This window comes from Microbacterium sp. CGR1, from assembly GCF_001266755.1.
Lineage (GTDB): Bacteria > Actinomycetota > Actinomycetes > Actinomycetales > Microbacteriaceae > Microbacterium.
The window spans coordinates 2,723,380-2,746,738 of sequence record NZ_CP012299.1 but is presented as its reverse complement, the minus strand read 5'-3'; the positions used below and the strand labels follow the sequence as shown (position 1 = coordinate 2,746,738).

The 23,359-nt window shown below is 68.9% G+C and carries 24 protein-coding genes; 14 read left to right on the top strand and 10 right to left on the bottom strand.

Annotated elements, in window-relative coordinates:
• Positions 1 to 102 precede the first annotated feature (102 nt).
• The 5 genes from AKG07_RS13315 to AKG07_RS13295 all read left to right on the top strand — a co-directional run bounded on the left by AKG07_RS13315 (position 103) and on the right by AKG07_RS13295 (position 3,951).
• Positions 103 to 501 (top strand): GntR family transcriptional regulator, encoded by a 399-nt coding sequence (locus tag AKG07_RS13315; RefSeq protein WP_053098362.1) that lies wholly within the window; start codon positions 103 to 105, stop codon positions 499 to 501.
• The gene (locus tag AKG07_RS13310; RefSeq protein WP_053098361.1) at positions 498 to 1,415 is read left to right on the top strand and encodes an ABC transporter ATP-binding protein; all 918 of its coding nucleotides are present in this window, start codon (positions 498 to 500) and stop codon (positions 1,413 to 1,415) included. The genes AKG07_RS13315 and AKG07_RS13310 overlap by 4 nt, the downstream gene beginning before the upstream one ends.
• Complete coding sequence (locus AKG07_RS13305) at positions 1,415 to 2,101, top strand: hypothetical protein (protein ID WP_053098360.1); 687 nt, start codon at positions 1,415 to 1,417, stop codon at positions 2,099 to 2,101. The genes AKG07_RS13310 and AKG07_RS13305 overlap by 1 nt, the downstream gene beginning before the upstream one ends.
• A 158-nt stretch (positions 2,102 to 2,259) precedes the next feature.
• Positions 2,260 to 3,396, top strand: a complete 1,137-nt coding sequence (locus tag AKG07_RS13300; RefSeq protein WP_053098359.1) for an FUSC family protein — start codon at positions 2,260 to 2,262, stop codon at positions 3,394 to 3,396.
• Positions 3,397 to 3,492: 96 nt separating this feature from the next.
• Positions 3,493 to 3,951 (top strand): GyrI-like domain-containing protein, encoded by a 459-nt coding sequence (locus AKG07_RS13295; RefSeq protein WP_053098358.1) that lies wholly within the window; start codon positions 3,493 to 3,495, stop codon positions 3,949 to 3,951.
• 3 nt (positions 3,952 to 3,954) lie between these two features.
• On the opposite strand, the gene AKG07_RS13290 is transcribed toward AKG07_RS13295, so the two are convergent.
• Entirely contained in the window at positions 3,955 to 4,173 is a 219-nt protein-coding gene (locus AKG07_RS13290) for an SCO4848 family membrane protein (RefSeq protein WP_222839149.1), read from the bottom strand.
• A 153-nt stretch (positions 4,174 to 4,326) separates the two neighbouring features.
• On the opposite strand from AKG07_RS13290, the gene AKG07_RS13285 reads away from it, so the two are divergent.
• The 4 genes from AKG07_RS13285 (at position 4,327) to AKG07_RS13270 (ending at position 9,683) form a co-directional block, all read left to right on the top strand.
• Positions 4,327 to 4,953 carry an RNA polymerase sigma factor gene (locus AKG07_RS13285; protein ID WP_233277273.1) on the top strand — a complete coding sequence of 209 codons (627 nt, stop codon included), beginning with the start codon at positions 4,327 to 4,329 and terminating at the stop codon, positions 4,951 to 4,953.
• Positions 4,950 to 5,432 carry a hypothetical protein gene (locus tag AKG07_RS13280; RefSeq protein WP_053098355.1) on the top strand — a complete coding sequence of 161 codons (483 nt, stop codon included), beginning with the start codon at positions 4,950 to 4,952 and terminating at the stop codon, positions 5,430 to 5,432. The genes AKG07_RS13285 and AKG07_RS13280 overlap by 4 nt, the downstream gene beginning before the upstream one ends.
• A 185-nt stretch (positions 5,433 to 5,617) precedes the next feature.
• Complete coding sequence (locus AKG07_RS13275) at positions 5,618 to 7,192, top strand: S8 family peptidase (RefSeq protein WP_053098354.1); 1,575 nt, start codon at positions 5,618 to 5,620, stop codon at positions 7,190 to 7,192.
• A gap of 61 nt (positions 7,193 to 7,253) precedes the next feature.
• Positions 7,254 to 9,683, top strand: coding sequence for a CHAT domain-containing protein (locus tag AKG07_RS13270; RefSeq protein ID WP_053098353.1), 2,430 nt, complete (start codon positions 7,254 to 7,256; stop codon positions 9,681 to 9,683).
• Between the two features lie 248 nt (positions 9,684 to 9,931).
• Here the strand turns inward: AKG07_RS13270 and AKG07_RS13265 are convergent, their stop codons facing one another.
• The 5 genes from AKG07_RS13265 to AKG07_RS13245 are packed head-to-tail and all read right to left on the bottom strand — an operon-like array spanning position 9,932 to position 14,439.
• The gene (locus tag AKG07_RS13265) at positions 9,932 to 10,708 is read right to left on the bottom strand and encodes a DeoR/GlpR family DNA-binding transcription regulator (protein WP_053098352.1); all 777 of its coding nucleotides are present in this window, start codon (positions 10,706 to 10,708) and stop codon (positions 9,932 to 9,934) included.
• Between the two features lie 28 nt (positions 10,709 to 10,736).
• On the bottom strand, positions 10,737 to 11,591 hold the full coding sequence (locus AKG07_RS13260) for a class II fructose-bisphosphate aldolase (RefSeq protein WP_053098351.1): 855 nt from the start codon (positions 11,589 to 11,591) through the stop codon (positions 10,737 to 10,739).
• Positions 11,588 to 12,529 (bottom strand): 1-phosphofructokinase family hexose kinase, encoded by a 942-nt coding sequence (locus AKG07_RS13255; RefSeq protein ID WP_053098350.1) that lies wholly within the window; start codon positions 12,527 to 12,529, stop codon positions 11,588 to 11,590. The genes AKG07_RS13260 and AKG07_RS13255 overlap by 4 nt, the downstream gene beginning before the upstream one ends.
• The gene (locus AKG07_RS13250) at positions 12,526 to 13,518 is read right to left on the bottom strand and encodes an ROK family protein (protein WP_082297939.1); all 993 of its coding nucleotides are present in this window, start codon (positions 13,516 to 13,518) and stop codon (positions 12,526 to 12,528) included. Before AKG07_RS13250 ends, AKG07_RS13255 begins: the two co-directional genes overlap by 4 nt.
• 24 nt (positions 13,519 to 13,542) lie before the next feature.
• A complete protein-coding gene (locus AKG07_RS13245; RefSeq protein ID WP_053098349.1) occupies positions 13,543 to 14,439 on the bottom strand; it encodes an SIS domain-containing protein in 897 nt (298 codons plus the stop codon).
• A 288-nt stretch (positions 14,440 to 14,727) separates the two neighbouring features.
• Between AKG07_RS13245 and AKG07_RS13240 the strand changes: the two genes are divergently transcribed.
• From AKG07_RS13240 to AKG07_RS13230, 3 genes are read left to right on the top strand one after another with little or no spacing between them, the layout of a single operon-like run.
• Positions 14,728 to 15,972, top strand: a complete 1,245-nt coding sequence (locus tag AKG07_RS13240) for an extracellular solute-binding protein (RefSeq protein WP_053098348.1) — start codon at positions 14,728 to 14,730, stop codon at positions 15,970 to 15,972.
• Between the two features lie 30 nt (positions 15,973 to 16,002).
• Positions 16,003 to 16,977, top strand: coding sequence for a carbohydrate ABC transporter permease (locus tag AKG07_RS13235; protein WP_053098347.1), 975 nt, complete (start codon positions 16,003 to 16,005; stop codon positions 16,975 to 16,977).
• Between the two features lie 2 nt (positions 16,978 to 16,979).
• Entirely contained in the window at positions 16,980 to 17,900 is a 921-nt protein-coding gene (locus AKG07_RS13230; protein WP_171821966.1) for a carbohydrate ABC transporter permease, read from the top strand.
• Positions 17,901 to 17,996: 96 nt separating this feature from the next.
• Here the strand turns inward: AKG07_RS13230 and AKG07_RS13225 are convergent, their stop codons facing one another.
• The gene (locus tag AKG07_RS13225) at positions 17,997 to 18,731 is read right to left on the bottom strand and encodes an SDR family NAD(P)-dependent oxidoreductase (protein WP_053098346.1); all 735 of its coding nucleotides are present in this window, start codon (positions 18,729 to 18,731) and stop codon (positions 17,997 to 17,999) included.
• A 112-nt stretch (positions 18,732 to 18,843) separates the two neighbouring features.
• Between AKG07_RS13225 and AKG07_RS13220 the strand changes: the two genes are divergently transcribed.
• On the top strand, positions 18,844 to 19,320 hold the full coding sequence (locus tag AKG07_RS13220; RefSeq protein ID WP_053098345.1) for a hypothetical protein: 477 nt from the start codon (positions 18,844 to 18,846) through the stop codon (positions 19,318 to 19,320).
• 43 nt (positions 19,321 to 19,363) lie between these two features.
• Here AKG07_RS13220 and AKG07_RS13215 read toward each other — a convergent pair whose 3' ends face one another.
• Entirely contained in the window at positions 19,364 to 20,530 is a 1,167-nt protein-coding gene (locus tag AKG07_RS13215; RefSeq protein ID WP_053098344.1) for an ROK family protein, read from the bottom strand.
• A 138-nt stretch (positions 20,531 to 20,668) separates the two neighbouring features.
• Entirely contained in the window at positions 20,669 to 20,968 is a 300-nt protein-coding gene (locus AKG07_RS13210; RefSeq protein WP_053098343.1) for a chorismate mutase, read from the bottom strand.
• Between the two features lie 95 nt (positions 20,969 to 21,063).
• Between AKG07_RS13210 and AKG07_RS13205 the strand changes: the two genes are divergently transcribed.
• Positions 21,064 to 22,341, top strand: coding sequence for an AI-2E family transporter (locus AKG07_RS13205; protein WP_053098342.1), 1,278 nt, complete (start codon positions 21,064 to 21,066; stop codon positions 22,339 to 22,341).
• Positions 22,342 to 22,408: 67 nt separating this feature from the next.
• On the opposite strand, the gene AKG07_RS13200 is transcribed toward AKG07_RS13205, so the two are convergent.
• Positions 22,409 to 23,332 carry an ABC transporter substrate-binding protein gene (locus AKG07_RS13200; protein ID WP_053098341.1) on the bottom strand — a complete coding sequence of 308 codons (924 nt, stop codon included), beginning with the start codon at positions 23,330 to 23,332 and terminating at the stop codon, positions 22,409 to 22,411.
• Between the last annotated feature and the right edge of the window lie 27 nt (positions 23,333 to 23,359).

The window sequence follows — 23,359 nt, the reverse complement described above, 5'->3', positions numbered from 1 at the left end:
ACTGACCCCGCATGGCTGTCTGCCCGAAACGACTGTTGACACAGCCGCGGTTCAGTGGTTACCTACTCTAGTAACTAACCCACTAACCGCAGCGGAGGACTCGTGATCGAAGAAGGCAAGCCGCTCTTCCTCCAGATCGCCGAGCAGATCGAGGACTCGATCCTCGACGGCTCTCTCGAGGAGGAATCGCAGGCGCCCTCGACGAACGAGCTCGCCGGCTTCTACCGGATCAACCCCGCGACGGCAGCGAAGGGAGTCGCCATGCTCACCGACAAGGGAGTGCTCTACAAGCGCCGCGGCATCGGCATGTTCGTCGCCGCCGGGGCGAAGGATCTGCTGCTCGGCGAGCGCCGTGCCGCATTCGCCGACCGCTACATCGAACCGCTCATCGCGGAGGCCCGCACACTGGGCCTCGGCTCCGACGACCTCGTCGCGCTGCTGCACGAGCGCGCGACCCAGACACAGCAGAAAGACCAGACAGAAGGGAAGACCACCGCATGACCGCCGTCATCGAGGTCCAGAACCTCACCAAGCACTACAAGGAGAAGAACGCGCTCGACGACGTGTCGCTCAGCCTCGAGGGCGGCGCGATCTACGGACTGCTCGGCCGCAACGGCGCGGGCAAGACCACGCTCATGTCGATCCTGACCGCGCAGAACTTCGAGTCCTCCGGCACCGTGCGCGTCTTCGGCGAGCACCCCTACGAGAACACGCACGTCCTCAACCGGATCTGCTTCGTGCGCGAGAGCCAGAAGTATCCGGATGACGCCTACCCGCGTCACGCGTTCAAGGCGGCGAGCCTGTTCTTCCGCAACTGGAATCAGGAGCTGGCCGACGAGCTCATCGCGCAGTTCCAGCTGCCGATGAAGCAGACCATCAAGAAGCTCTCCCGCGGACAGCTCTCGGCCGTCGGGGTCATCATCGGCCTGGCGTCGCGCGCCGAGCTCACCTTCTTCGACGAGCCGTACCTGGGGCTCGACGCGGTCGCCAGGCAGATCTTCTACGACCGCCTGCTCGAGGACTACGCCGAGCACCCGCGCACGATCGTCCTCTCGTCGCACCTGATCGACGAGGTCTCGAACCTCATCGAGAAGGTCATCGTGATCGACAACGGCAAGATCCTCCTCAACGAAGACACGGATGCCGTGCGCGACCGCGCCGTCACCGTAGTCGGCGATGCGGTCAAGGTCGACGCGTGGGCGGCAGACCGTGAGGTCCTGCACCGCGAGGCGCTCGGCCGAGTGGCATCCGTCACCGTACTCGGAGCGCTGTCGGCCGCCGAGCGCGCCGAGCTCACGGCATCCGGTCTCGATCTGGCCCCGGTGTCGCTGCAGCAGCTGATCGTCCGTCTGACACAGAAGGCCGAGGCGGGCGCAGCCACCAGAGCCTCCGTCGCGAAAGAGGAGGTGCGCTGATGCGACGCACACTCAACGTCATCCGTCTGCAGCTCATCAACCGTCAGACGTTCATCTGGGTGCCGCTGATCATCCTCGGCTCCGCGGTCGTGATCTCGGTGCTGATCTACGCGATGATCCCCGTCGACACCCCCAAGTACGGCGGTGGCGGCCAGGCTCCGCTCTGGTACTTCTTCGCGATCGGCCTCTCGGCCATGACACTCACCTTCCCGTTCTCGCAGGCGATGAGCATCACGCGGCGCGATTTCTTCTTCGGCACGCTGCTCACCGCGATCCTCGGCAGTGCGCTCATGGGCGTCGTCTTCCTGATCGGCGGCGGAATCGAGACGCTGACGAACGGCTACGGCGTGAACGGCTACGTGTTCTACCTGCCGTGGCTGTGGGAGGCGGGTCCGCTCGGAGCATTCACCGTCTACTTCACGCTCGCCCTGTTCCTGTTCGTCGTCGGCTTCACCGGGGCGACGATCTACAAGAGCTGGGGACCCACCGTGCTCACGATCGCGGGCGTCGGGCTCGGTCTCGTGCTCGTGGGTCTCGCGTTCCTCGCGACGAGGCTCGAGCTGTGGGACGAGGTGTGGCGGGGCATCCTCGACGCCGGAGCTCTCGGTCTCGCACTGTGGGGTCTCGTCGTGACCGCGGTGCTGGCGGGCATCTCGTTCCTCGCGTTCCGCCGGGCCATCCCCTGATCGTCCGCTGATCACTCGACGCCGGTCGCTCCGAAGAGGGGCGGCCGGCGTCGACCCGCCGCGACCGCTACTCGCCCTCGCCGCCGGACGCAAGCACATGCGTGAACGGATGCCGAGCGGCTAGCGTCACCCTTCGGGGAGGATGACGAGAGGATGCCGTGACGAACATCAGGACACGAGTGCGCGCGCGCCGTCCCGGCATCGTGCGCTCACTGCGCGAGGCGGTCGACCCGGCCCGGCTGCTGCTCGTGGCCAAGACCGCTCTGGCTGTCGGACTCGCGTGGCTGATCGCCCCGCACATGCCCGGCGTCACCGACGAGTACCCGTACTACGCGCCGCTCGGCGCCCTCGTGAGCATGTATCCCACGCTGATGGGGTCGGTGCGGTCGGGGCTGCAGACCCTGCTCGGACTCGCCACCGGCATCGGACTGGCAGCGATCGTCGTGCTCACCGTCGGCCCGACGTGGTGGACCATCCCGGCCGTGGTCGGCATCGGCGTGCTGGTCTCGGGAACGGGGTGGTTCGGCGTCGGCCGCGAGTACGTGCCCATGGCCGCGCTCTTCGTGCTGATCATCGGCGGCCAGAATGCTGACGACTACTCGATCGGGTACCTGGTGCAGACGGCGGTCGGCGTCGTCGTCGGACTCCTCGTGAACCTGGTGATCGCGCCGGCGCCGCTGACCCTCGCCGCCGCGGCCAAGGTCGACGCGTTCCGCACGCAGCTGAGCGAGCACCTGCACGACATCGGGTCGGCGGTCTCGGAGTCGTGGCCGCCCGAGCACCAGCAGTGGGCCAATGATGCGGCCTCGCTCGCCGACACGACGGCGGAGCTGCGCACGGCCCTGTCGGAGGCCGACGACAGCCGGCGAGGCAACCCACGGGCGCTGGGACGACGGGGGGAGACGCGACACATCCACGCCGAGCTCGCCCGGCTCGACAGGATCGCGCATCTGATCCGCGACATCTCGGACGAGATCGCCGACACCATCTGGGATCGCCCAGGGGCTCTGGTGCTCGACGCGGCGCTGCCCGAACCGCTGTCGAACGCGTGCCATGCCGTCGCCGAGGTGATCGCCCAAGAGGATCCCCTGTCGCCCGAGGATCACCGGGTCAGGGGTGAGGCCGCGCGCGCCGTGAGGCTGCTGCTCGAGACCGTCGACGACCGGACCATCGACGCCCGCCGCTCGATGGGGCCGGGAGTGCTCGCGGCCATGCACCTGCGGCGCATCCTGATCCTCAGCGGCCACCGCGACGAGGACGAGGACGAGGACGAGTCGGACGACGGGGCGGGATAGTCGGATCCGACGAGCGACCAGGATCGACGACGGTAGCCGATGTCCGTGCCCCTGCGTAGGATCGGCGGCACGCACCCACGAGCTGAGGAGACGACGATGTCCGCCGAGCAGATCACCGAGAAGCCCCTTCCCTACGTCCGCCTCGCGGCGCTGACCCAGAGCGTCGCCTCACAGCCCGAGGTCGCGGGGGTGGTGGGTCCGCTGTTCGATCAGGTGGCCGATGCGATCGTCGCGTCGGGCGGAGAACCGGGGCTCCCGATCGCGGAGTACGACATGAACAAGCACGGCGTGCGCATCACGGTCGGCTTCACCTATGACGGGCCGGCGATCGACGGCCTCGTCATCGTCGAGCTTCCCGCCGTCGACGATGCGTTCACCGCCACGCACCTCGGCACCATGGCGACGATCGATGACAGCTGGCACGCGCTGAACCAGGCGATCGCCGCGCACGGGGCGACGGCGCAGGGCGCCTGCCGTGAGGTCTATCTGCAGTCGGAGTCCGAAGATCAGGCCGACTGGATCACCGAGCTCCAGCAGCCGGTCACCCGCAGCTGATCGTCAGAGCGCTCCGGCGAGCGCCGCGATGCCGACGATCACCGAGACGAGCGCGAGCACCAGCGCGATCGCGATCAGCACGGCGTGCACCTTGAGGAACGCCGTCGCCTTGCCGTCGGCATCCCGTGCCCGCGGGTCGGTCGCGACGCGCTTGTAGAAACGGGGCCACACCAGCACGTTGAAGGCGGCGTTGAGGAAGAGCACGACGGCGAGAGCGATCACCACTCCACGCTAACGCCCGCGGCACGGGTCGCCGGACACCCGGCATCCGTCTCCCCGGGACGGAATCCCGCCAGAACCCCGAAAAAACATACCGAGTCCATGTATCAGGAGCCTCTTGCCGTGCTCCTTACCGGTGTGATCACAATGGGACTCATGATCGACGGCGCACCCGACGGCGCCGCCCTCGATCCTGCACCGGACGACGGAGCAGCACGCTGGAGGCGTGCCGCCGAGTTCTTCGACGCATGGCGGGACGGCGAGAGCCGCGCGATGGACGACCTCGTGCGGCTGATGACGCCTGTGCTCTGGCATGTCGTGCGCGCCTACGGACTCGACCGCACACTGGCCGAAGACGTCGTCCAGACGACGTGGCTGCAGCTGGTTCGCGGGCACCGCTCGATCAGTGATCCGAAGGCGGTGTCGGCCTGGCTGACGACCACCGCTCGCCGCGAGGCCTGGCGTGCCGGGAAGGCCCAGAACAGGGTCGACACAACCGAGTCGGATGCTCTCGACGCACTGCTTCCCACGCAGCAGTCGGCCGAGCACCACGCCACCGTCGGCGACGAGAAGCGACGGCTGTGGGCAGCGGTTCACCTCCTCGCCGACCGATGCCAGCGGCTGCTGCGAGTGATCGCCTTCGAGGAGCGACCGGACTACGCCCGCCTCGCCGCCGATCTCGCGATGCCGGTCGGCAGCATCGGCCCCACCCGCCAGCGCTGCCTCGCGAAGCTGCGCGAGCTGCTCGACGCACCGACACCACGAACGGAGGGCAGCTCATGAGCGAGAACGATCGCGCCAACGGCGGCGACAACCATGAGGATGCCGAGCTGTTCGCGCAGCTGCGTTCGCTCTGGCGCGACGTCGACCCGATGCCGGCCGCCCTCATCGACCGCATGATCGCGGCCGTGGCAGCCGAGGGGCTGTCGGAGGAGTACGCGCTGCTCACCCTCATCGAGGAACCGCTCGGAGCCGTTCGCGGCGACGCCGACGCGCTCACCCTGCAGTTCAGCGACGGTACGACCAGCATCCTGCTGCATGTCACGCGCACGGCGAGCGGTGCGCACCGGGTCGACGGCTGGGTCGACTCGATCTCGGGTGCGATCGAACTGGCTCAGGGCGAGAGCATCCGCACGACGACGGCGAACGACACCGGCCGCTTCCTGTTCGACGACGTGCCCGACGGGTTGACCCGCGTGCGCCTGAGCGCCACGGTCGGCGACCAGGAGCGCACCCTGACGACCCCGCAATTCGAGTTGTGATCGACCGCGGGGCGACCCGCGCATGACGGGGCGCCCCGTGCACACCACCGCTGGGCGACTCCCGCACCACGCAGGACCTCACTCACCGGAAGCGGGCCGACCCGCACACACCGCGGGGTCCCCCGCACAGGACGCGGGCTCATCCCGCAGAGGACGCGGGTCCGCCCGCGAGGAGAGGATCGACGATGGAGCAGCCCAAGGGGTGGAGCTGGCAGGACCGGGCCGAGGGATCGATCAGACGGGGGACGGCGCTGGACCCGTCGGTCGAACCCGTCGAGGGCGTCAGGGCGTTCCCCACCGCGTATCTGCAGGAGCGGCTGCTGATCACGCAGGATCAGGAGAACAGTCAGGAGGAGTACGACGAGGAGATCCGCGAGCTGCGCGATGCTGCCGGCTCGTTCGGCTGGACGCTCGAGATCGATTCGCCGGATGCTCTGCGCGCGGCTGATCCGCTGGTCCCCGGCGTGCCGGGGTTCCTGCGCGCTCGCCTGACCACTCCCGACGAGCCGACCCGCGGCGAGTCGCCGGTGCCGCCGGACGCCTGGCGCGTGCTGCAGCGCGCGCGGCGCGGCTCCGGCACGTCGATGCCGCGAACCAGCCTCGAGCATGTGCTGTCGATCGACCCCGTCGGACTCAACCCGTTCAGCCGAACGAATCCCTTCAGCCGCACCAACCCGTTCAGCCGCACCAACCCGGTGCGCGGCGCGGGCGGAGGGGCCGGAGGCAGCGACGACTACCTCGAGCCGGGGCGCGGCGCGCGCCAGCCGGTGACCTGGCTCGGACCGGCTCCCCGGCGCACGGCGGCCCCGAAGCGCGGCCGACGTCCGGTGGTGGCGGTGCTCGACACGGGATGCGGTGTGCACGACTGGCTGCCGGACGACATCGTCACCCGCCACATCGAGATCGACGGCGTGCCGATCGGACTCACCGACGACGCAGACCCCGAGGTCTATCCGGATCTCTACGGGCAGCTCGACGGCGAGATCGACGCCGTCGCCGGGCACGGCACGTTCATCGCGGGCATCATCCGTCAGACGGCGCCGGATGCCGACATCCTGTCGATCCGCATGGCCGGCGCACTGGGCGTGATCGACGAGAGCACCTTCCTGACGACCGTCGCGCAGGTCGTCGAGCTGCTGCGGCGACACCGCGAGGACCCGTCGACCGGGCATCCGATCGACGTGCTCAACCTGTCGCTCGGGTACTACCACGAGACCCCGGTCGACGGTCAGTTCAGCCGGACCCTCGACGCGCTGCTCACCGCGGCGCGAGAGCTGGGGTGCGTGGTGGTGTGCTCGGCGGGCAACGACGCGATCGACCGGCCGTCGTTCCCGGCATCGCTGTGGCCGTGGCCCGGTGCCGACAACGGCATCTCCCGTGATCACGCTGCGCCGCATGTGTCGGTCGGGGCTCTCAATCCGTCGGGCCGGTCGGTCGCGCTGTTCTCGAACGTCGGCCCCTGGGTGCAGGTCTACGCCCCCGGCGCCGCCGTCGTGAGCACGTCACCGGCCTTCGTCGGAGGCGAGCAGGCGACGACCAGAGCGGACGTCGACGGACTGCGGCGCGAGACGATCGACCCGGACGACTACCGCGGAGGCTTCTCGATCTGGAGCGGCACGTCGTTCGCGGCTCCGTATGTCGCGGGGCGCATCGCGGCACAGTGGGGCTCCGTGCCGGCACAGGGCGTCACGGCGGATGCTGCGGCCAAGGCCGTCTCCGCCGTGCTCAAAACCCTGCCTTCACCCGTGACGGGAGGGTAGCCGCGCGCGTCGGATCACAGCACACCTTCCCTGAGGCCAGACATACCGGCATTCTGGTGCAATGCCCCTGTCTGCTCTCGAGCTGCATCAGCGCGGCGTCGACGCAGCCAATTCCCGACGGTTCGCCCAGGCGCGGCGTGCGCTGACCGCCGCATCGGCGCGCACGGACGACGCCGATCTGCGTGCCCGCATCGACGGGACCATGGCCTACGTGCTCGCCCAGACCGGCCAGCCGGTGGAAGCCGAGCGACTGTCGCGCGAAGCGCTGTCACGGCCGGGCCTCAGCGACGAGACAGTCGCCCTCGCGAACGGCCAACTCGGCACGTTGCTCATGCACGGCGGACGGCTCGACGACGCCGACCTGTTCCTCACGAGGGCGATAGACGGCCTCGACGAGGGCTCGATCGAGAGCGCCAACTGCCTGATGAGCCGGTCGATCGTCAGTATGCAGAGGCACCGGCTCGACGCCTGCACGGCCGATCTGCAGCGGGCGATCGCGGCCTACGAGGCCCACGGAGCCGAGGAGCCGCTGGCCGAAGCGCGCCACAATCTCGGCTACGCCGCGCTGCTCGGCGGCGACCTCGTCACCGCACTCGGGCTGATGACCCGATCGCGTCCGATCCTCGCCGCGACCAGCGACCTCGCCGCCGCGATCAGCGACCTCGATCGGGCCGAGGTGCTGCGCGATGCCGGCCTCACGACCGAGGCCGAAGAACTGCTCGGCACGGTCGCGGTGCGATTCGGCGCACAGCGGATGCGGCAGGCGCGAGGCGAGGCCGAATTCCATCTCGCCCGATCGCTGCTGCGGCACGACGCATCGTCCGCCGAGCGTGCCGCGGCGACCGCATCCCGTCGCTTCGCCACCCTGGGAAGCGCGAGCTGGGCCGCCCGCGCCGACGCGGTGCGGCTGGAGGCGCAGCTGCGAACCCGACCTCAGAAGCCGCCGGCCGCCGAGGACTTCTCGCGCACGGTGGACGCGCTCACCCGGGGAGGATTCCGCACCGAAGCGGCTGCGGTGTCGCTCACCGCTCGGCTGGCCGACGGAGGTCGCCTGCCCCGACTCACCCCTGACGCCCCGACGCCGCTGCGTCTGCGCGCGCACGAGGTGCGTGCGGTGCGTGCCGCCGCACGGGGCAGGGATGCCGATGCTCGCCGGGCCGCCGCCGAGGGCCTCGACCTGCTCACCACGTGGCAGCAGTCGTTCGGAGCGCTCGACCTGCAGGCGTCGGTGGCCATGCACGGCACCGAGCTGATGTTCGCCGGTCTCGCCGCGGCCGCGCGATCGCGCGATCCCGAGGTGCTGTTCGAGTGGTCCGAGCGTGCCAGGCATCTCAGCCAGCAGGTCGCACCGGTGCGCCCGCCGCACGATGCCGAACTGTCGGCCGACCTCGCCGAGCTGCGGATGCTGCGCGCCGACCTCGCGGGGTCGGACTGGACGACGGATGCCCGGGTGCGCGAGCTGCGGGATCGAGTACGTGACCGCCAGTGGTCGTCGACCGGCGTCGGCGAGAGCCACGAACGCCTGGGTCTCTCCGAGACCCGAGCGCGACTCGACGATGACACAGCGATCCTCGCCTACGTCTTCACGCGCGAGGAGCTGCTGTGCGTCGTCGTGACGACATCCGGCTCGTCGATCGTCGAGCTGGCGCTGCCGCGCATCGAGGCCGCGCTCGACGGACTCCGCGCCGACCTCGACGTGGCGGCTCTGACCCACGGCGGGCCGATGGCGCACGTCGTGGCGCGTTCGCTCGACGACAGACTGCGACGACTCGACGAGGCCCTCCTGGCACCTGCGCGCGCGGCGTCGGGAGGAGCGGCACGTCTGGCCCTGACGGTTCCCGGCATCCTGGGCGGCATCCCGTGGGCGATGCTCCCGGGAATGCGCGGAACTCCGTTCACCATCGCGACGTCGGTGTCTCGCCTGCTCGGCGGCTCCGATCGCCGCCCGCCACAGGCCTCCCGGGCAGGTTTCGCGACCGGCCCCCGCGTCGCGCGCGCCGAAGAGGAGGTGCGCCGGGCCGCCGCAGCGTGGGCAGGCGCCAGGATGCTGACCGGCGACAGCGCGCGGGTCAGTGCCGTCACCGAGCTCGCCGAGCAGGTCGACGTGTTGCACATCGCCGCCCACGGTCGTCATGCGGTCGACAACCCGCTGTTCTCAGGGTTCGAACTCGTCGACGGCACCCTGTTCGGGTACGACGTCGACCTGATCTCGCGCCCGCCCGAGACCGTCGTGCTCTCGGCGTGCGAACTCGGCCGCTCGTCGGTGCGCTGGGGTGAGGAGGCGCTGGGCATGACGCGCGTCTGGCTGCACGCCGGCACCGGCTGCGTCATCGCCGCTCCTGTCGTGGTCGCCGACGACGTCGCCTGCGAGCTGCTCGGGGCCGTGCACTCCGAGCTGGCGACCGGCGCCAGGCCCGCGGACGCGCTGGCCGCGGCATCCGAATCCACAGGCCTCAGCGCGCCTTTCCAGTGCCACGGAAGCGGACTCTGAAACTTTTCTCCAGTCGATGTATCAGAACATCGGTGACCCGCTCCTTATCTCCAGAAGGTGCCAGCGAAGGGCTTCGGAAACGAAGCGCGAGGGAGGCGCAGTCGAACTGGGGAAACCCTCGTGCACTGGGGAGTGTGAGGGGACGACAGGACACCATCTACTCCGGGGATGTCGCGAGAGGGGTCGCGGCATCCCCACCAGGAGTCCGGCACCGCGTTGCTTGTGAGGTCCGAGGACCGATCGGCAGGTCAGGCCGTCATGACCTCGTACCCCGCGTCGCGGAACGCGGCGAGCGCGGCGTCGTCGGAACCGTCGTCGGTCAGGAGAACGGGGAACAGCTCCGGGCCGCCGACGGCCGCGAACGCCACGGTGCCGATCTTGCTGCTGTCGGTGACGACCACGGCTCGGCGGGCGCGCTCGGCCATCATGCGGTTCACCGCGGCTTCGCGTTCGTCCTGCGTGGTGGCGCCGGCCGCGGCATCCATCCCGTTGACCCCGATGAAGGCGATGTCGAGTCGCACTCCGCGCAGCAGCTGCTCGACGAACGGACCCACCAGCTCGTAGCTGCGCGAGTGGATCACCCCGCCGGTCACGACGACCTTGATGTCGGGTCTGGTGGCGAGCTGGGCGGCGATGTTCACGGCGTTGGTGACGACCGTGATGCCCGGGCCTGCGGCGAGATCGTCGCGAGCGGCGAGCGCTGCGGCGATGGCGGTGGTCGTGGTTCCGCCCGAGAGCCCGACGACCATGCCCGGCGCCACGAGGGCGGCGGCGGCCTGGGCGATGCTCTCCTTCTGCTGCGAGCGCTGGTGGCTCTTGTAGCGGATCGGCAGCTCGTAGGCGACCGAGTGGGCGACCGCCCCGCCGTGGGTGCGCGTGAGCAGACGCTGCTCGGCGAGCGAGTCGAGATCACGGCGCGTCGTGGCGGCCGAGGCTCCGAAGCGCTCGACGAGCTCGTCGACGTTCACCTCGCCGTCCGCGGCCAGCAGGTCGAGGATCGCGTTCAGTCGGGCGGCGCGCTTCATGTCACCATCCTGCCCGGCATCGCGTGACTCACCCCGCCACCTCGGTGGACTCGAGGGCGAACAGGCGCAGCATCCGCGCCGCCTCCCCGGCGAGCGCATCGCGCGCAGGGGTGAGGTACTTGCGCGAGTCGACGAGCCTCTCATCGGTGTCGAGGGTCGCGCGGATCGCGCGGGTGAAGAACCCGTTCAGGTGCGTCGAGACGTTGATCTTCGTCATGCCCGCGCGCACGGCGTCGGCGATCACGGCGTCCGAGACTCCCGATGATCCGTGCAGCACCAGGGGAACGGGGAGGGCTTCGCGCAGGCGTGCGATGAGAGCGAGGTCGAGGGATGCCGTGCGGTCCGTCATGGCGTGCGACGACCCCACGGCGACGGCGAGCGCGTCGACGCCGGTCGCTGCGACGAACGCGCGGGCCTCGTCGGGGTCGGTGCGCACACCGGGGGCGTGGGCGCCGTCCTTGCCGCCGACCTCGCCCAGCTCGCCCTCGACGTAGACGCCTGCCGCGTGCCCCCGCTCGGCGACGGCAGCGGTCAGCGCCACGTTCTCGTCGTACGGCAGCGCACCGCCGTCGAACATGACCGAGCCGAAGCCGAGGGCGATCGCCTCATCGACGAGCTCAGGGCGCTCGGCATGATCGAGGTGCACCGCGACCGGGGTCTGCGCGCGCCGCGCGACGGCGAGCGTCGCCAGAGCGATCGGCTCGAGGCCGCCGTGGTAGTCGGCGCAGTTCTGCGAGATCTGCAGGATCACCGGCAGTCCGGCGTCGGCAGAGGCGCGTACGAGCCCCTCGGCGGTCTCGAGGTGGATCACGTTGAAGGCGCCGATGCCGGCGCCGCGGGCTGCGGCATCCGTCACGAGCTCTCGGGCGGAGACCAGGGTCACAGGGGGTCCTCTCGAAGGGCGGAGTTGTAGGGGGCGACGACGAGGCGCTGCTCGAGCGCCTGCCAGTCGTCGGAGATCTCGCCGGCGAGCGGCATGAGCACAGCGGCGGCCGACCACGCGGTGGCGCGTCGCAGAATCGTTGCGGGATCCCGGATGCCGTCGGCGTAGAGCACGGCGCACGCGGCCACTCCCGCGTCGCCCGCACCGGTCGGGTTGCCGGCCAGCGGGGCATCGAGGCGCGCATGCAGCACGTCGGAGGCCGTGACGGCGAGCATGCCCTCAGCGCCGAGCGACAGCAGCACGAGGTCGACGCCGCGCTCGATCAGCGAACGCGCGCCGTCGACCGGGTCGCTGATGCCGGTCGCCTCGACGAGCTCGGCGGCGTTGGGCTTGAGCACGGATGCTCCGGCATCCGCCGCGTGCAGGAGAGCCGGACCCGAGGTGTCGACGATCACGGGCACACCGGCGTCCCGCGCCGTGCCGATCAGCAGCGGAAGCAGCGTCTCAGGAGCACCGGGCGGCAGGCTGCCCGAGACCACGAGCACGCGCGCGCCGGGAAGGGCATCGACGACCTCGCCCAGCATCGCAGCCCACTCGGGGTCGGAGGGGTTCACGCCCCGCTCGTTCACGATCGTCGTGTCGCCGAGGGTCTCGTCGACCAGCGCGATGCTCTGCCGTGTCGCTCCGACCACGGGGACCAGGCGATGGGGCACGCCGCTGGCCCCGAGCTCTGCGGCGAGCTCGACACCGCTGCGACCGCCTGCCGTCGACACGGCGAGCACCGAGGCGCCCTGCGCGTGGGCGACCCGGGCGACGTTCAGGCCTTTGCCGCCGGCACGCACCGCACCGGCATCCGCTCGGTGGGTCTCGCCGAGGGTCAGTCGCTCGACGTGCCAGGTGAGGTCGAGCGCGGGGTTCGGGGTGACGGTGAGGATCATGCCAGCTCCCTTGCGCGCAGCGCCGCGCCCAGGATGCCGGCATTGCCCGACAGTTCCGCCGGCACGAGCTCAGGAAGGCGATGGAAGCTCAGACGCTCCGCCAGTCGTGCCCGCAGCTCGTCGAAGAGCGCTCCCCCGGCGCGGGAGAGTCCACCACCGATCACGATCGCCTCGGGGGCGATGACGGCGGTGAGCTGCGCGAGGGACAGGGCGAGGGCGTCGAGCGCCGAGTTCCAGATCTCGGAGGCGACGCGGTCGCCGGCCGCCGCGCGGGCGATCACGTCCTTCGCGCCGTCAGGGCTGATTCCGGTCGCCTCGCGATAGCGGCGAGCGATGGCGCCGGCAGACGCGACGACCTCGAGGCACCCGCGCGCTCCGCACGCGCACACCGGTCCTTCGGCGATCGGCGAGTGGCCGATCTCGCCCGCGTAGCCGCCGGCGGTGTACGGCTCGCCACCCACCAACAGGGCGCCCGCGATGCCCGTGCCGATGACCAGCACGACGGAGTTCGAGTAGGCGCGGGCGCCGCCGAGGCGGTGCTCGGCCCAGCTCGCCGCCCGCACGTCGTGATCGAACGCGACGGGCAGACCGAGCTTCTCCGACGCGAGGTCGCGCAGCGGCGAGTTCCGCCAGCCGAGATTGCTCGCGAAGACGCCGAGGCCGGCCTCCGCGTCGACGATCCCCGGCACCACGAGTCCTGCCGCCTGCGGCACGACATCGGGGTGGTCGGCCCGCAGTTCGGCGGCGAGCACGCCCAGGCGCTCAATCAGCACCTCCGTGCGGTCGCCCTCGGCGACGGGGGTCGGCGTGCGGCGGAGGCCGAAAGCCGTGCCGTCGGCATCGAACAGCGCCGACTTGATGTCGGTGCCGCCCACGTCGAACGCCAGCACCGGCGCGCCGTGACCGAGCGGGCGCGCGGCGGCGAGCCGCTCGCCCGACGCGTCGCTCACGACGTCGGCGATGCTCGCGGCATCCTCAGTGCTGGTCATCGATCGCTCCGCTGGTGGGTCGGGTCATGCATCCAGGATGACGGATCGCGTGAGGTTGCGCGGCTGATCGGGGTCGAGCCCGCGGGCGACGGCCCTGTCGAGGGCGACGCGGTGCAGGCGCACGAGGTCGGCGAGCGGGTCGACCGGATGCTGCACGAAGCGGGCTCCGGTGGCCTCGACCTGCGCGGCCAGGCCTTCGGGCGCCTCGCCGAACTGCCAGGTGACGCGGCCGGGGGCGGCGATCGCGATCGGACCGTGGCGGTACTCCATCGACGGGTACGACTCGGTCCACGACTGCGACGACTCGCGCATCTTCAGCGCGGCCTCGTGCGCGAGGCCGACCGTCCACCCACGGCCGAGGAACGAGTACTGCTCGGCGTCGCGGAGCTCGTCGTCGTAGTCCGCCGTGAGCACGGCGGCCGCATCCGCGATCGCCGCGGTGAGGTCCTCACCCAGCGAGGCACGGAAGAGTGCCAGGGCCGTGGTCGCGAAGCGGGTCTGCACCACCGACTTCTCATCGGCGAAGGGCAGCAGCACGGCGTCGTCGACGAGCGAGACGAGCGGCGATGTCTCGTCGCCGATCACGCCGATCGTGGGAACGCGGCCCTTGATGCGCTCGACCAGCTCGAGCACCTCGGTCGTCGTGCCCGAACGCGTCAGTGCGACGACCGCGTCGTAGCCGCGGTCGACGAACGACTCGGATGCGGCGAACGCATCGGTCTCGCCCTGGCCCGCGGTCTCGCGGAGGAACGCGTAGGACTGCGCCATGAACCACGAGGTTCCGCAACCGACGACGGCGATGCGGGCTCCGGATGCCGGGAGCAGCGCCTGCGCGTCGCGGAGATCCGCCGCGCGGGCCCAGGTCTCAGGCTGCGAATTCAGTTCTTCGCGCATGTGTGCGCCGGGCAGAAGTTCGGTCATGTCGGGCCCTCCGGACCAGATGTTGCAAGTTTGTGATTGTTTAGCGGCTTATTCGATCATAGTATGTCGACATTAGGAATCGTTGCAAGGTTCCTCTTGATTTGTTTATTCTCCTGACAAATAATCGAACAAGTTCCACCGCCCCTCCGGAGATCCGGTCCATGGAGGGTTCCTCGAGCCGACCCGGCTTGAACCGATCGTCCCGCCACCGGGGGAGGCGATCACACGCATCGTCGCGTGCTGTGCTTGCGACTGTGCACCACCTACACAGTGAGGAATGCAATACACATGAAGAAGTCACTGCGATTCGGTGCTGTCGCTCTTGCGGCCACCGCCACGCTCACGCTCGCTTCGTGCGGGTTCGGCGGCTCGACAGGAGGCGGCGGAGACGCCGAGGGCGAGACGACGCTCAACCTTCTGGTCCCCAGCTACTCCGACGCCACCAAGGGCCTGTGGGAAGACGTGATCGAGGGTTTCGAGAAGGAGAACCCTGGCATCACGGTCGACCTCGAGGTGCAGTCATGGGACAACCTCGAGAAGGTCGTCTCCACCAAGATCCAGGCCGGCGAGGCTCCCGACATCTACAACGGCGGTCCGTTCGCCGGATTCGTCGGCGACGAACTGCTCTACCCGGTCGAAGACGTCGTGTCGGAGGAGACCTACTCCGACTTCCAGGACGCGTTCCTCGCGAACGCCGAGGTCGACGGCACGGCCTACGCCCTGCCGCTGATCGCATCGGCCCGTGCGCTGTTCGTCAACAACGCGCTGCTCGAGCAGGCCGGCGTCGAGGCTCCGACGACCTGGGACGAGCTGCTCGACGCTGCGACCAAGGTGTCGGCACTCGGTGGCGGCGTGGCCGGCTACGGCATGCCCCTCGGCTCCGAAGAGGCTCAGGCCGAAGCGGCCGTGTGGCTGTGGGGCGGCGGCGGATCGTTCGGCGACGCGTCCGAGATCACGATCGACACCCCCGAGAACCTCGAAGGCGCCGAGCAGATCAAGAAGATGATCGACGCCGGTGCGACGCAGGCCGACCCCGGCTCGACGCAGCGTTCGCCCCTGATGGACATCTTCATCCAGGGCAAGATCGGCATGCAGGTCGGCCTGCCGCCGACGGTCGGCCAGATCGAAGAGGGCAACCCCGAGCTCGACTACTCGATCGTCCCGATCCCGACGAAGGACGGCTCGCCCTTCACCCTCGGCGTCATGGACCAGCTGATGGCCTTCCAGAACGACGGCGACAAGCAGGAGGCGATCACCGCCTTCTTCGACTACTACTACTCGGCAGACGTGTACGTGCCGTGGGTGCAGGCAGAGGGCTTCCTGCCCGTCACCAAGTCCGGTGCCGAGCAGCTCGCCGGTGAGGAGGCGCTCGCGCCGTTCCTCGAGGTCCTGCCCGACGCGCAGTTCTACCCGTCGACGAACGAGAAGTGGTCGGCCACCGACGGCGCCTTCAAGTCGCTGTTCGGCCAGCTGCAGTCGAAGCCGGCCCAGGACGTCCTGGCCGAGATCCAGGCACAGGTCGACGCGGGCTGAGCCCCGCAGACGGAGAGGTTCGGGTATCCCATGAGCCAGACGAAAGAATCCTCGAACCTCGCGGGGGCGGCCACCGGCCGCCCCCGCACCCCGGGCCGCCGATCGGGCGCCGCCCGCGGCAAGCCGGGAGGGAAGGACCTGCTCCAGGCGCTGCCCTGGATCGCGCCTGCCCTGCTCCTCATCATCGGCGTGGTCCTGTTCCCCGCCGGGGTGATGTTCTTCAACTCCACCCGTGACATCTCGCTCTCGGGCCTCGACAAGGGCTCGGTCGGCTTCGACAACTTCGTGACCGTGTTCACGTTCGCCGAGTTCTGGCCGATCATGTTCCGCACGATCATCTGGGTCGTCGCGGTGGTGACCTTCACCGTGATGATCTCGCTCGGGCTCGCGCAGATCCTCAACAAGGCCTTCCCCGGTCGCCAGATCGTCCGCATGGCCGTGATCGTGCCGTGGGCGGCATCCGTCGTGATGACGACGATGGTCTTCTACTACAGCCTCGAGCCGTACTTCGGCGTCTTCAACAAGTTCCTCTACGACATCGGGCTCGCAGACGACGCGGTCGGCTACGGCTGGACCAAGAACCCGGCCACCGCCTTCGCCTGGTCGATCGTTATCGCGATCTTCGTCTCGCTGCCGTTCACGACCTACACGATCCTCGCGGGCCTCCAGACGGTTCCGGCCGACACCCTCGAAGCCGCGAAGATGGACGGCGCCGGCGCGACCCGCACCTACTGGACGGTCGTCGTGCCCCAGCTGCGCAGCGCCCTCGCCGTCGCGATCCTCATCAACATCATCAACGTCTTCAACTCGCTGCCGATCCTCAAGGTGATGACCGGGTCGATCCCCGGATACGGCGCCGACACGATCATGACGATGATCTTCAAGTACATCGAGCTGCAGAAGAAAGTCGACGTCGCGAGCGCACTCTCGGTCGTCGCCTTCCTCATCGTGATCGTGATCGTCGCGATCTACGTCAAGGCCGTCAAGCCCATGAAGGAGGTCTGATCATGACCCTGACCGAGACCGCCCTCGTCACCACCGCGGGCGATGACGCCGCCCCTCGTATCCCCGGACGCAAGCGCCGCTACACCGAGGACCAGGTCACGCTGCCCCGCGTCATCCTGCGCATGGCCGCCGGCATCCTGGTGCTCGCGATCTTCGTGCTGCCGTACCTGATCATGTTCTTCGGCTCCGTGAAGACGAAGTCGCAGATCCGCTCGGTCGACCCGACGTACCTGCCGATCGAGTGGCACTGGGAGAACTACATCTCGATGTGGTCGACCCCCGAGACGCCGCTGCCCTACAACCTCATCTCGACGATCATCATCGCCGTGTTCGCGACGCTGCTCGTGCTGCTGGTCTCGCTGCCCGCGGCCTACTACACCGCCCGTTTCAAGTTCCCCGGGCGCATGGTCTTCCTGTTCCTGGTGATCGTGACGCAGATGCTGCAGCCGGCCGTGCTCACCTCGGGCCTGTTCCGCCAGTTCACGGTGCTCGGACTCAGCGACACGTGGGCAGCGATGATCTTCATCAACGCCGCGTTCAACCTGTCGTTCGCGGTGTGGATCATGCACTCGTTCTTCGCGGGCATCCCGAAGGAGATCGACGAGGCCGCCCAGATCGACGGCGCGGGGCGCTTCACCGTGCTGTTCAAGATCAACCTGCCCCTCGTCTGGCCGGGCATCGTGACGGCCATCGTCTTCACGTTCGTCGCCTGCTGGAACGAGTTCGCCGCATCGCTCGTCATCCTCTCGACCGACAAGAACCAGCCGCTCTCGGTCGCATTGACCAAGTTCGTCGGTCAGTACGAGACGAGCTGGCAGTACGTGTTCGGCGTCTCGATCGTCGCGATCCTGCCCGTCGTCATCCTGTTCATGCTCATCGAGAAGCGCCTCGTCGGCGGCCTGACCGCCGGCAGCGTCAAGTAGACCTCCGACCCGTCGCGGGGCGTCCGGTTCGCAGTTCGTGCCGCCGGGCGCACCCGCGAGCGGCACGAACTGCGACGGGAACCTCGACTCTGACGCCTACCGCGCAGGCAGCTCGACCCCGGTCGCGTCAGCGAGGGCCGCGAGGAGCCGCTCCTGGAAGGATGTGTCGTCGACGGCCGGGTGGGGTGTGCGCCGCTCGCCGTGGTGCCAGTATCCGCCGGTGACGTCGAGACGCGGCTCGGTCGCGAGGCGCTCCTGCGTCTCATGCCCGAGATCGAAGTCGTCGGGGGCGCCGGCACCGCCCATCTTCGTCGGCACCCATCCAGGATCGACCGAGTCGGCCGCGACGCGAGGCGCCCACCGTCGGGCGACCGCCGCCGACAGAGCCGTGACGAACAGCTTGCTGTCGGAGTAGCTGGCCGTCGTCCGCGAGCCGTCCCAGTCGAGCTCTGTGAGATCGGTCGAGCCGCCGCGATGCATCCCGCTGCTGAGGTAGACGTGACGTGTGGGCGTGCGCAGCAGCGCGGTGAGCAGGTAGGGACTGACCACGTTGACGGGCAGGATGCCGGACCCCGAGATGACACCGGCGTTGTGGATGACCGCGTCGACCTCCGCTCCCCCGTTCAGCTCGTCGGCGACATCCCTGACGGCGCGGCGATCCGTGAGGTCGGCGATGACGAGATCGGCACCGCGATCCGTCAGCGATGAGACGGCGGCTGCTCGATCCGCGCTGCGCGCATGGACGATCACCCGATGGCCCTGGTCGAGAAGTGCGGCGGCCGTCGCGCGGCCGAGACCGTCCGTGGAGCCCGTGACGAGGATGCGTGTCATGACCCCATCCTCTCGCGATGCTCAGCATCCTCTCCACCGACAGGAACCGACCGCTCCCGGTACTCTGGCACGGTCGACTCCGCCATCCGGCGCGGTGAGACGGGGGGATCACATGACCTGGCAGGATGCGGGGCGCGTCGAGAGGCGGCCGACGGAAGACGCTCACCCCGGGTGGGGGTGGGGCGTGGTGCTGGTGCCCGTGGCCGTCGGACTCGCGGCTCTCGGGCTGTTCTTCATCCGTGAGCTCGACCCCGGCATGGGCACCGTGATCGGCGTCGCGCTCATCGCCTGGGCCGTGTCTCTCGCAATGCCGTTCTTCGTCATCGCCTGGTATGCCGTGCAGGCTGCGTGGAAGGCATCACGCGAAGAGCGCGGGCAGACGTTCGCCGCACCGTCGCACGCGCTGCGGCGCATCGGGTTCGGCATGCGCTGGAGCTTCCGCGCACGCGGCACGCTCTTCAATCCCGCGTCGTACGACGGACCCGACCTGCCGATGCTCGTCGTGGGCAAGGTGGTGCACATCCTCGCGATCGTCGTCCTGGTGATCGCCGGGCTCGTCGCCGCCCTCGTCGGGATCGCCTCGCGCTGAGCGGGATCCCGCATCCTCCGATGCGTCGTTGCCGATCTGCGAATCAGGATGCCGGAACGGATGCCGCGCGCAGCTGCGCGGGACTCCAGCGGACCCCGAGCGCGCTCGACAGCGCCACCTGTGCGACCCCCGTCGAGATCGACGCGTCGGCATCCGCGAAACGCACCGGAACGTTCGCGGTGCCCGTCGCCGTGTAGTCGATCTCCGCCTGCACGAGGCCGAGGAACGGGTCTCCGAGCGCGCGCGCCGGCCCCCCGATCACGACCTCGGCCGCGTCGAGCACTGCGGCGATGAGCTTGATGGTGCGCGCGAGTGCGCGTGCGCCCTCAGCCAGCTTCTCTTCATCGGCAGACGCGGCCAGCGCGGTGATCGCCTCGTCATCCATGGCGTCATCGAAGTCATCGCCCAGCATCGCCGTCATCGACGACGCCGATTCCAGGCATCCCTGGCGTCCGCAGCGACACGCGCGCGCATCCTCGCCGAACTGCACCTGGACGTGACCGATCTCGCCCGCGCGATCGCGTGGGCCCGGTGCGAGTTCGCCGTCTAGAGTCACCGCCGCACCGATCCCGGTGCCGATGTGGATGAACAGCCGGTATCCGGACGACTCATCCTCTCGGGCCGCTTCAGCGATCGCCTCGGCATCGACGTCGTTCACGAGAAGGACGGGAACCGATAGCAGGCGCTCGAAACGCTCGGCGAGGGGCACGTCGGTCCATCCGAGCTGCACGCTCTCGAACACGCGGCGGCCGTCTGTCGTTCCGGGAAGCTGCACGCCCGCGACGAGCAGCCGTCCGGCGTATTCGGCGGCGATCTCCGTCAGCGCAGCGTCGAGCATTCGCACCCGTGATTCATCGGAGAACGCGACTCGCCGCGTCTCGACCTCGGTGCCGTCGAGCGCGACCAGAGCGATGCGAGCATCGGTCGGTCGGATCACGAGCACCAGGATGACGTGATGCTCGGCCTCGATGCTCAGCGTGGTCGCGCGTTTGCCGCCCGTGCTGGCGGCCTGCTCGCCGTCGACGACCAGCTGCAGCTCGATGAGCTCGGCGACCAGCGACGAGGCCGTCGCCGCAGTCAGGCCGGTGGCTCGGGCGATCCCCGCCCGGGTCTCGGAGCCCGGGTTGCGGAAGACCAGCTGCAGCGCCCGGCGCAGGTTCGCGCGGCGGACCGAGGCCTGGGTGTCGAGTGCGTCATCGCCGTTCAGCATGGTGCCGGTCCCGGTGCAGGAATCAGTTGACAGACCTGGTGGTTCTGCGTACCCTCGGTCATAGTTTATTCAATAAACTTAGTTCGGTCCCCGGGCGAGTGAGTGCTGCACACACTGTCACTCGCTCGGAAGGCCGGATCATCGTCCTTCGGCGGCTTCGGTGTGATGGCGGATCACTTCGGCCACGACGAAGTTGAACCACTTCTCGGCGAACTCCGGATCGAGATGCGCCTGCTCGGCGAGTGCCTTGAGCCGCGCGACCTGCTGCTCCTCGCGACCGGGATCGGATGCCGGCATCTCGTGCTCGGCTTTGAGCTGACCGACCTGCTGCGTGGCGCGGAAGCGCTCGGCGAGCATGAAGATGAGTGCGGCGTCGATGTTGTCGATGCTCGAACGCAGTCGGAGGAGTTCAGCTCGGGGGTCTTCGGCGGCGGTCATGCCCCCTACTCTACGGAAACACGCGTCAGAACGACCCCACCCTGAAGGGGGGATGCCTCCCGGATGGACCCGCGCTCGGCCGCTATCGTGAGCACATGAGCCGAGAAGAGCAGGACCCGTCGAAGAGCGCGTCTGCTGCCGCATCCGAACCCTCCTCGGCACCCGACGTCGCAGCGTCGATCACCGAAGCATCCGCCGACACCCCGGGGTCCGCGAGCTCCCCCGCAGGAGACACCGCCGTTCCGGCGATCTCCCCACACACCCCGAAGACGTCGCCGGCAGTTCATCACGGGGTCGTCGAGCCGATGACTCCGAGCCGCTCGTTCTGGACGCGCATCGACCGGCCTTTCGTGTTCGGATTCCTGGTGACGATCGGCGGCCTCGCCGCCATCGTGCTCGGTCTGGCCGTCGCGAACCTGTCGACCGTGCTCATCTACATCGCCCTGGCACTGTTCGCCGCCCTGGGCCTCGACCCCACCGTGCGCTTCCTCGAGCGGCGCGGGCTGTCTCGCGCCATCTCGGTGGTCGTCGCGATCCTCGGGCTCGTGATCGTGGCGGGTCTCGTCGTGTGGATGGTGCTGCCGGTCGTGATCGACCAGGTCGCGAGCTTCGTGCGGTCGGTGCCGGGGATGATCCAGGAGTTCACCCGCAGCGACATCTACGCGACGCTCGACGCCCAGTTCGGCGACCAGTTCCAGGACCTCGTCGCCGATGTGCAGAGGTTCCTCACCGACCCGGGAAACATCGCCGCGATCGGCGGGGGAGCGCTACAGGTCGGCGCCTCGATCGCCAACGCCATCTCAGGCATCATCGTGGTGCTCGTGCTCACGCTCTACTTCGTCGCGACGCTGCCGTCGATCAAGTCGGGGATGCTCCGTCTCGCTCCCGCACGTGACCGCGCTCGCGCAAGCGACATCACCGAGCAGATCACCGATTCCGTAGGCGCCTACGTGATGGGAATGGTCGTGCTCGCGTTCTGCAACGCCGTGCTCGCTTTCCTGCTCTATCTGTTCCTGGGCCTGCCTTTCCCGCCGCTCATGGCGACCGTCGCCTTCTGCATCACGCTGATCCCGCTCGTCGGATCGGTTATCTTCTGGATCATCGGCACGAGCCTCGCCCTGTTCACGAACCCCGTGGCAGCGCTCGTCTTCGCCCTGATCTACCTCGTGTACATGCAGATCGAGGCCTACGTCATCACCCCGCGCGTCATGAACAAGGCCGTCGCCGTTCCGGGTGCCCTCGTCGTGATCGGCGCCCTCGCCGGCGGCACGCTGCTCGGCCTGCTCGGCGCTCTCGTGGCGGTGCCGGTCGCGGCATCCATCCTCATCGTGATCAAACAGGTGCTGATACCCCGGCAGGACGCCAGGGTCTAGGCAGTCCCTGGACGCAGAAGTGCCCGGCCCCCTGAAGGGCCGGGCACTTCTGTGAGGACGACTCGGATCAGACGAGGTCGTTGTCAGCGAGCCACTTCTTCGCGATGTCCGCGGAGGACTGCTCCTCGACCGTGCTGAGCACGTTGAGGGCGACGAGCTCCTCGCCGGTCAGCTTGGCGCTGATGGCGTTGAGGACATCGGAGACGTCGTCGGCGATGTCGCTCGAGACGATCGGCACGACGTTCGACGAGATGATCAGGTTCTCGGGGTCTTCGAGAGCGATGATCTCCTCGGTCTCGAAAGCCGGGTCGGCGGTGTAGATGTCGGCGACCTGGATCTGGCCGGCGAGCAGCGACTCGAGCGTGGTCGGGCCGGTGGCCGAGAACGTCAGGTCGACGCCGTAGACCTCTTTGGCCTTGGCCGGGCTGTACGGACGCTGCTCGAACTCCGGAGCCGCACCGATCGTGACCTCGGAGGTCACCTTCGAGAGGTCGCCGATCGTCTTCAGGTCGTTCTCCTCGGCGAAGCTCTTCAGCACCGTGTAGGAGTCCTGATCGGTCGCCTCGGCGAAGTCGAGAGCGGTCAGGCTCTCGGGAAGGGCCTCCTGCAGCGCCGCGTAGACGTCGTCAGGGCTCGTGACATCGACCTCGTCATCCGAGATGTACTCGAGCAGGCTGCCCGTGTACTCGGGGAAGACGTCGATGTCGCCCGACTCGACATCCGGCATGTACGCGTCACGCTGGCCGATGCTGAGCTGCTTCTCGACGTCGAAGCCGGCGGCCTCGAGCGCCTGGGCGTAGATCTCGGCGATGATCTCGTTGGAGTAGTACGCCTGCGAGCCGACGACGATCGTGTCGCCGCTGCCCGAGCTCTCACCGGAGTCGGACGGCTCGTCGAGCGGGTTGCTCGACGAGCAGGCGGACAGGGCGAGTGCAGCCGCGGCGACAAGACCGACGGCGAAGACAGAGCGCTTGCCTCGTGCTGTGAACATGGACTTCCTCTTTTCTGAAACTGCTGT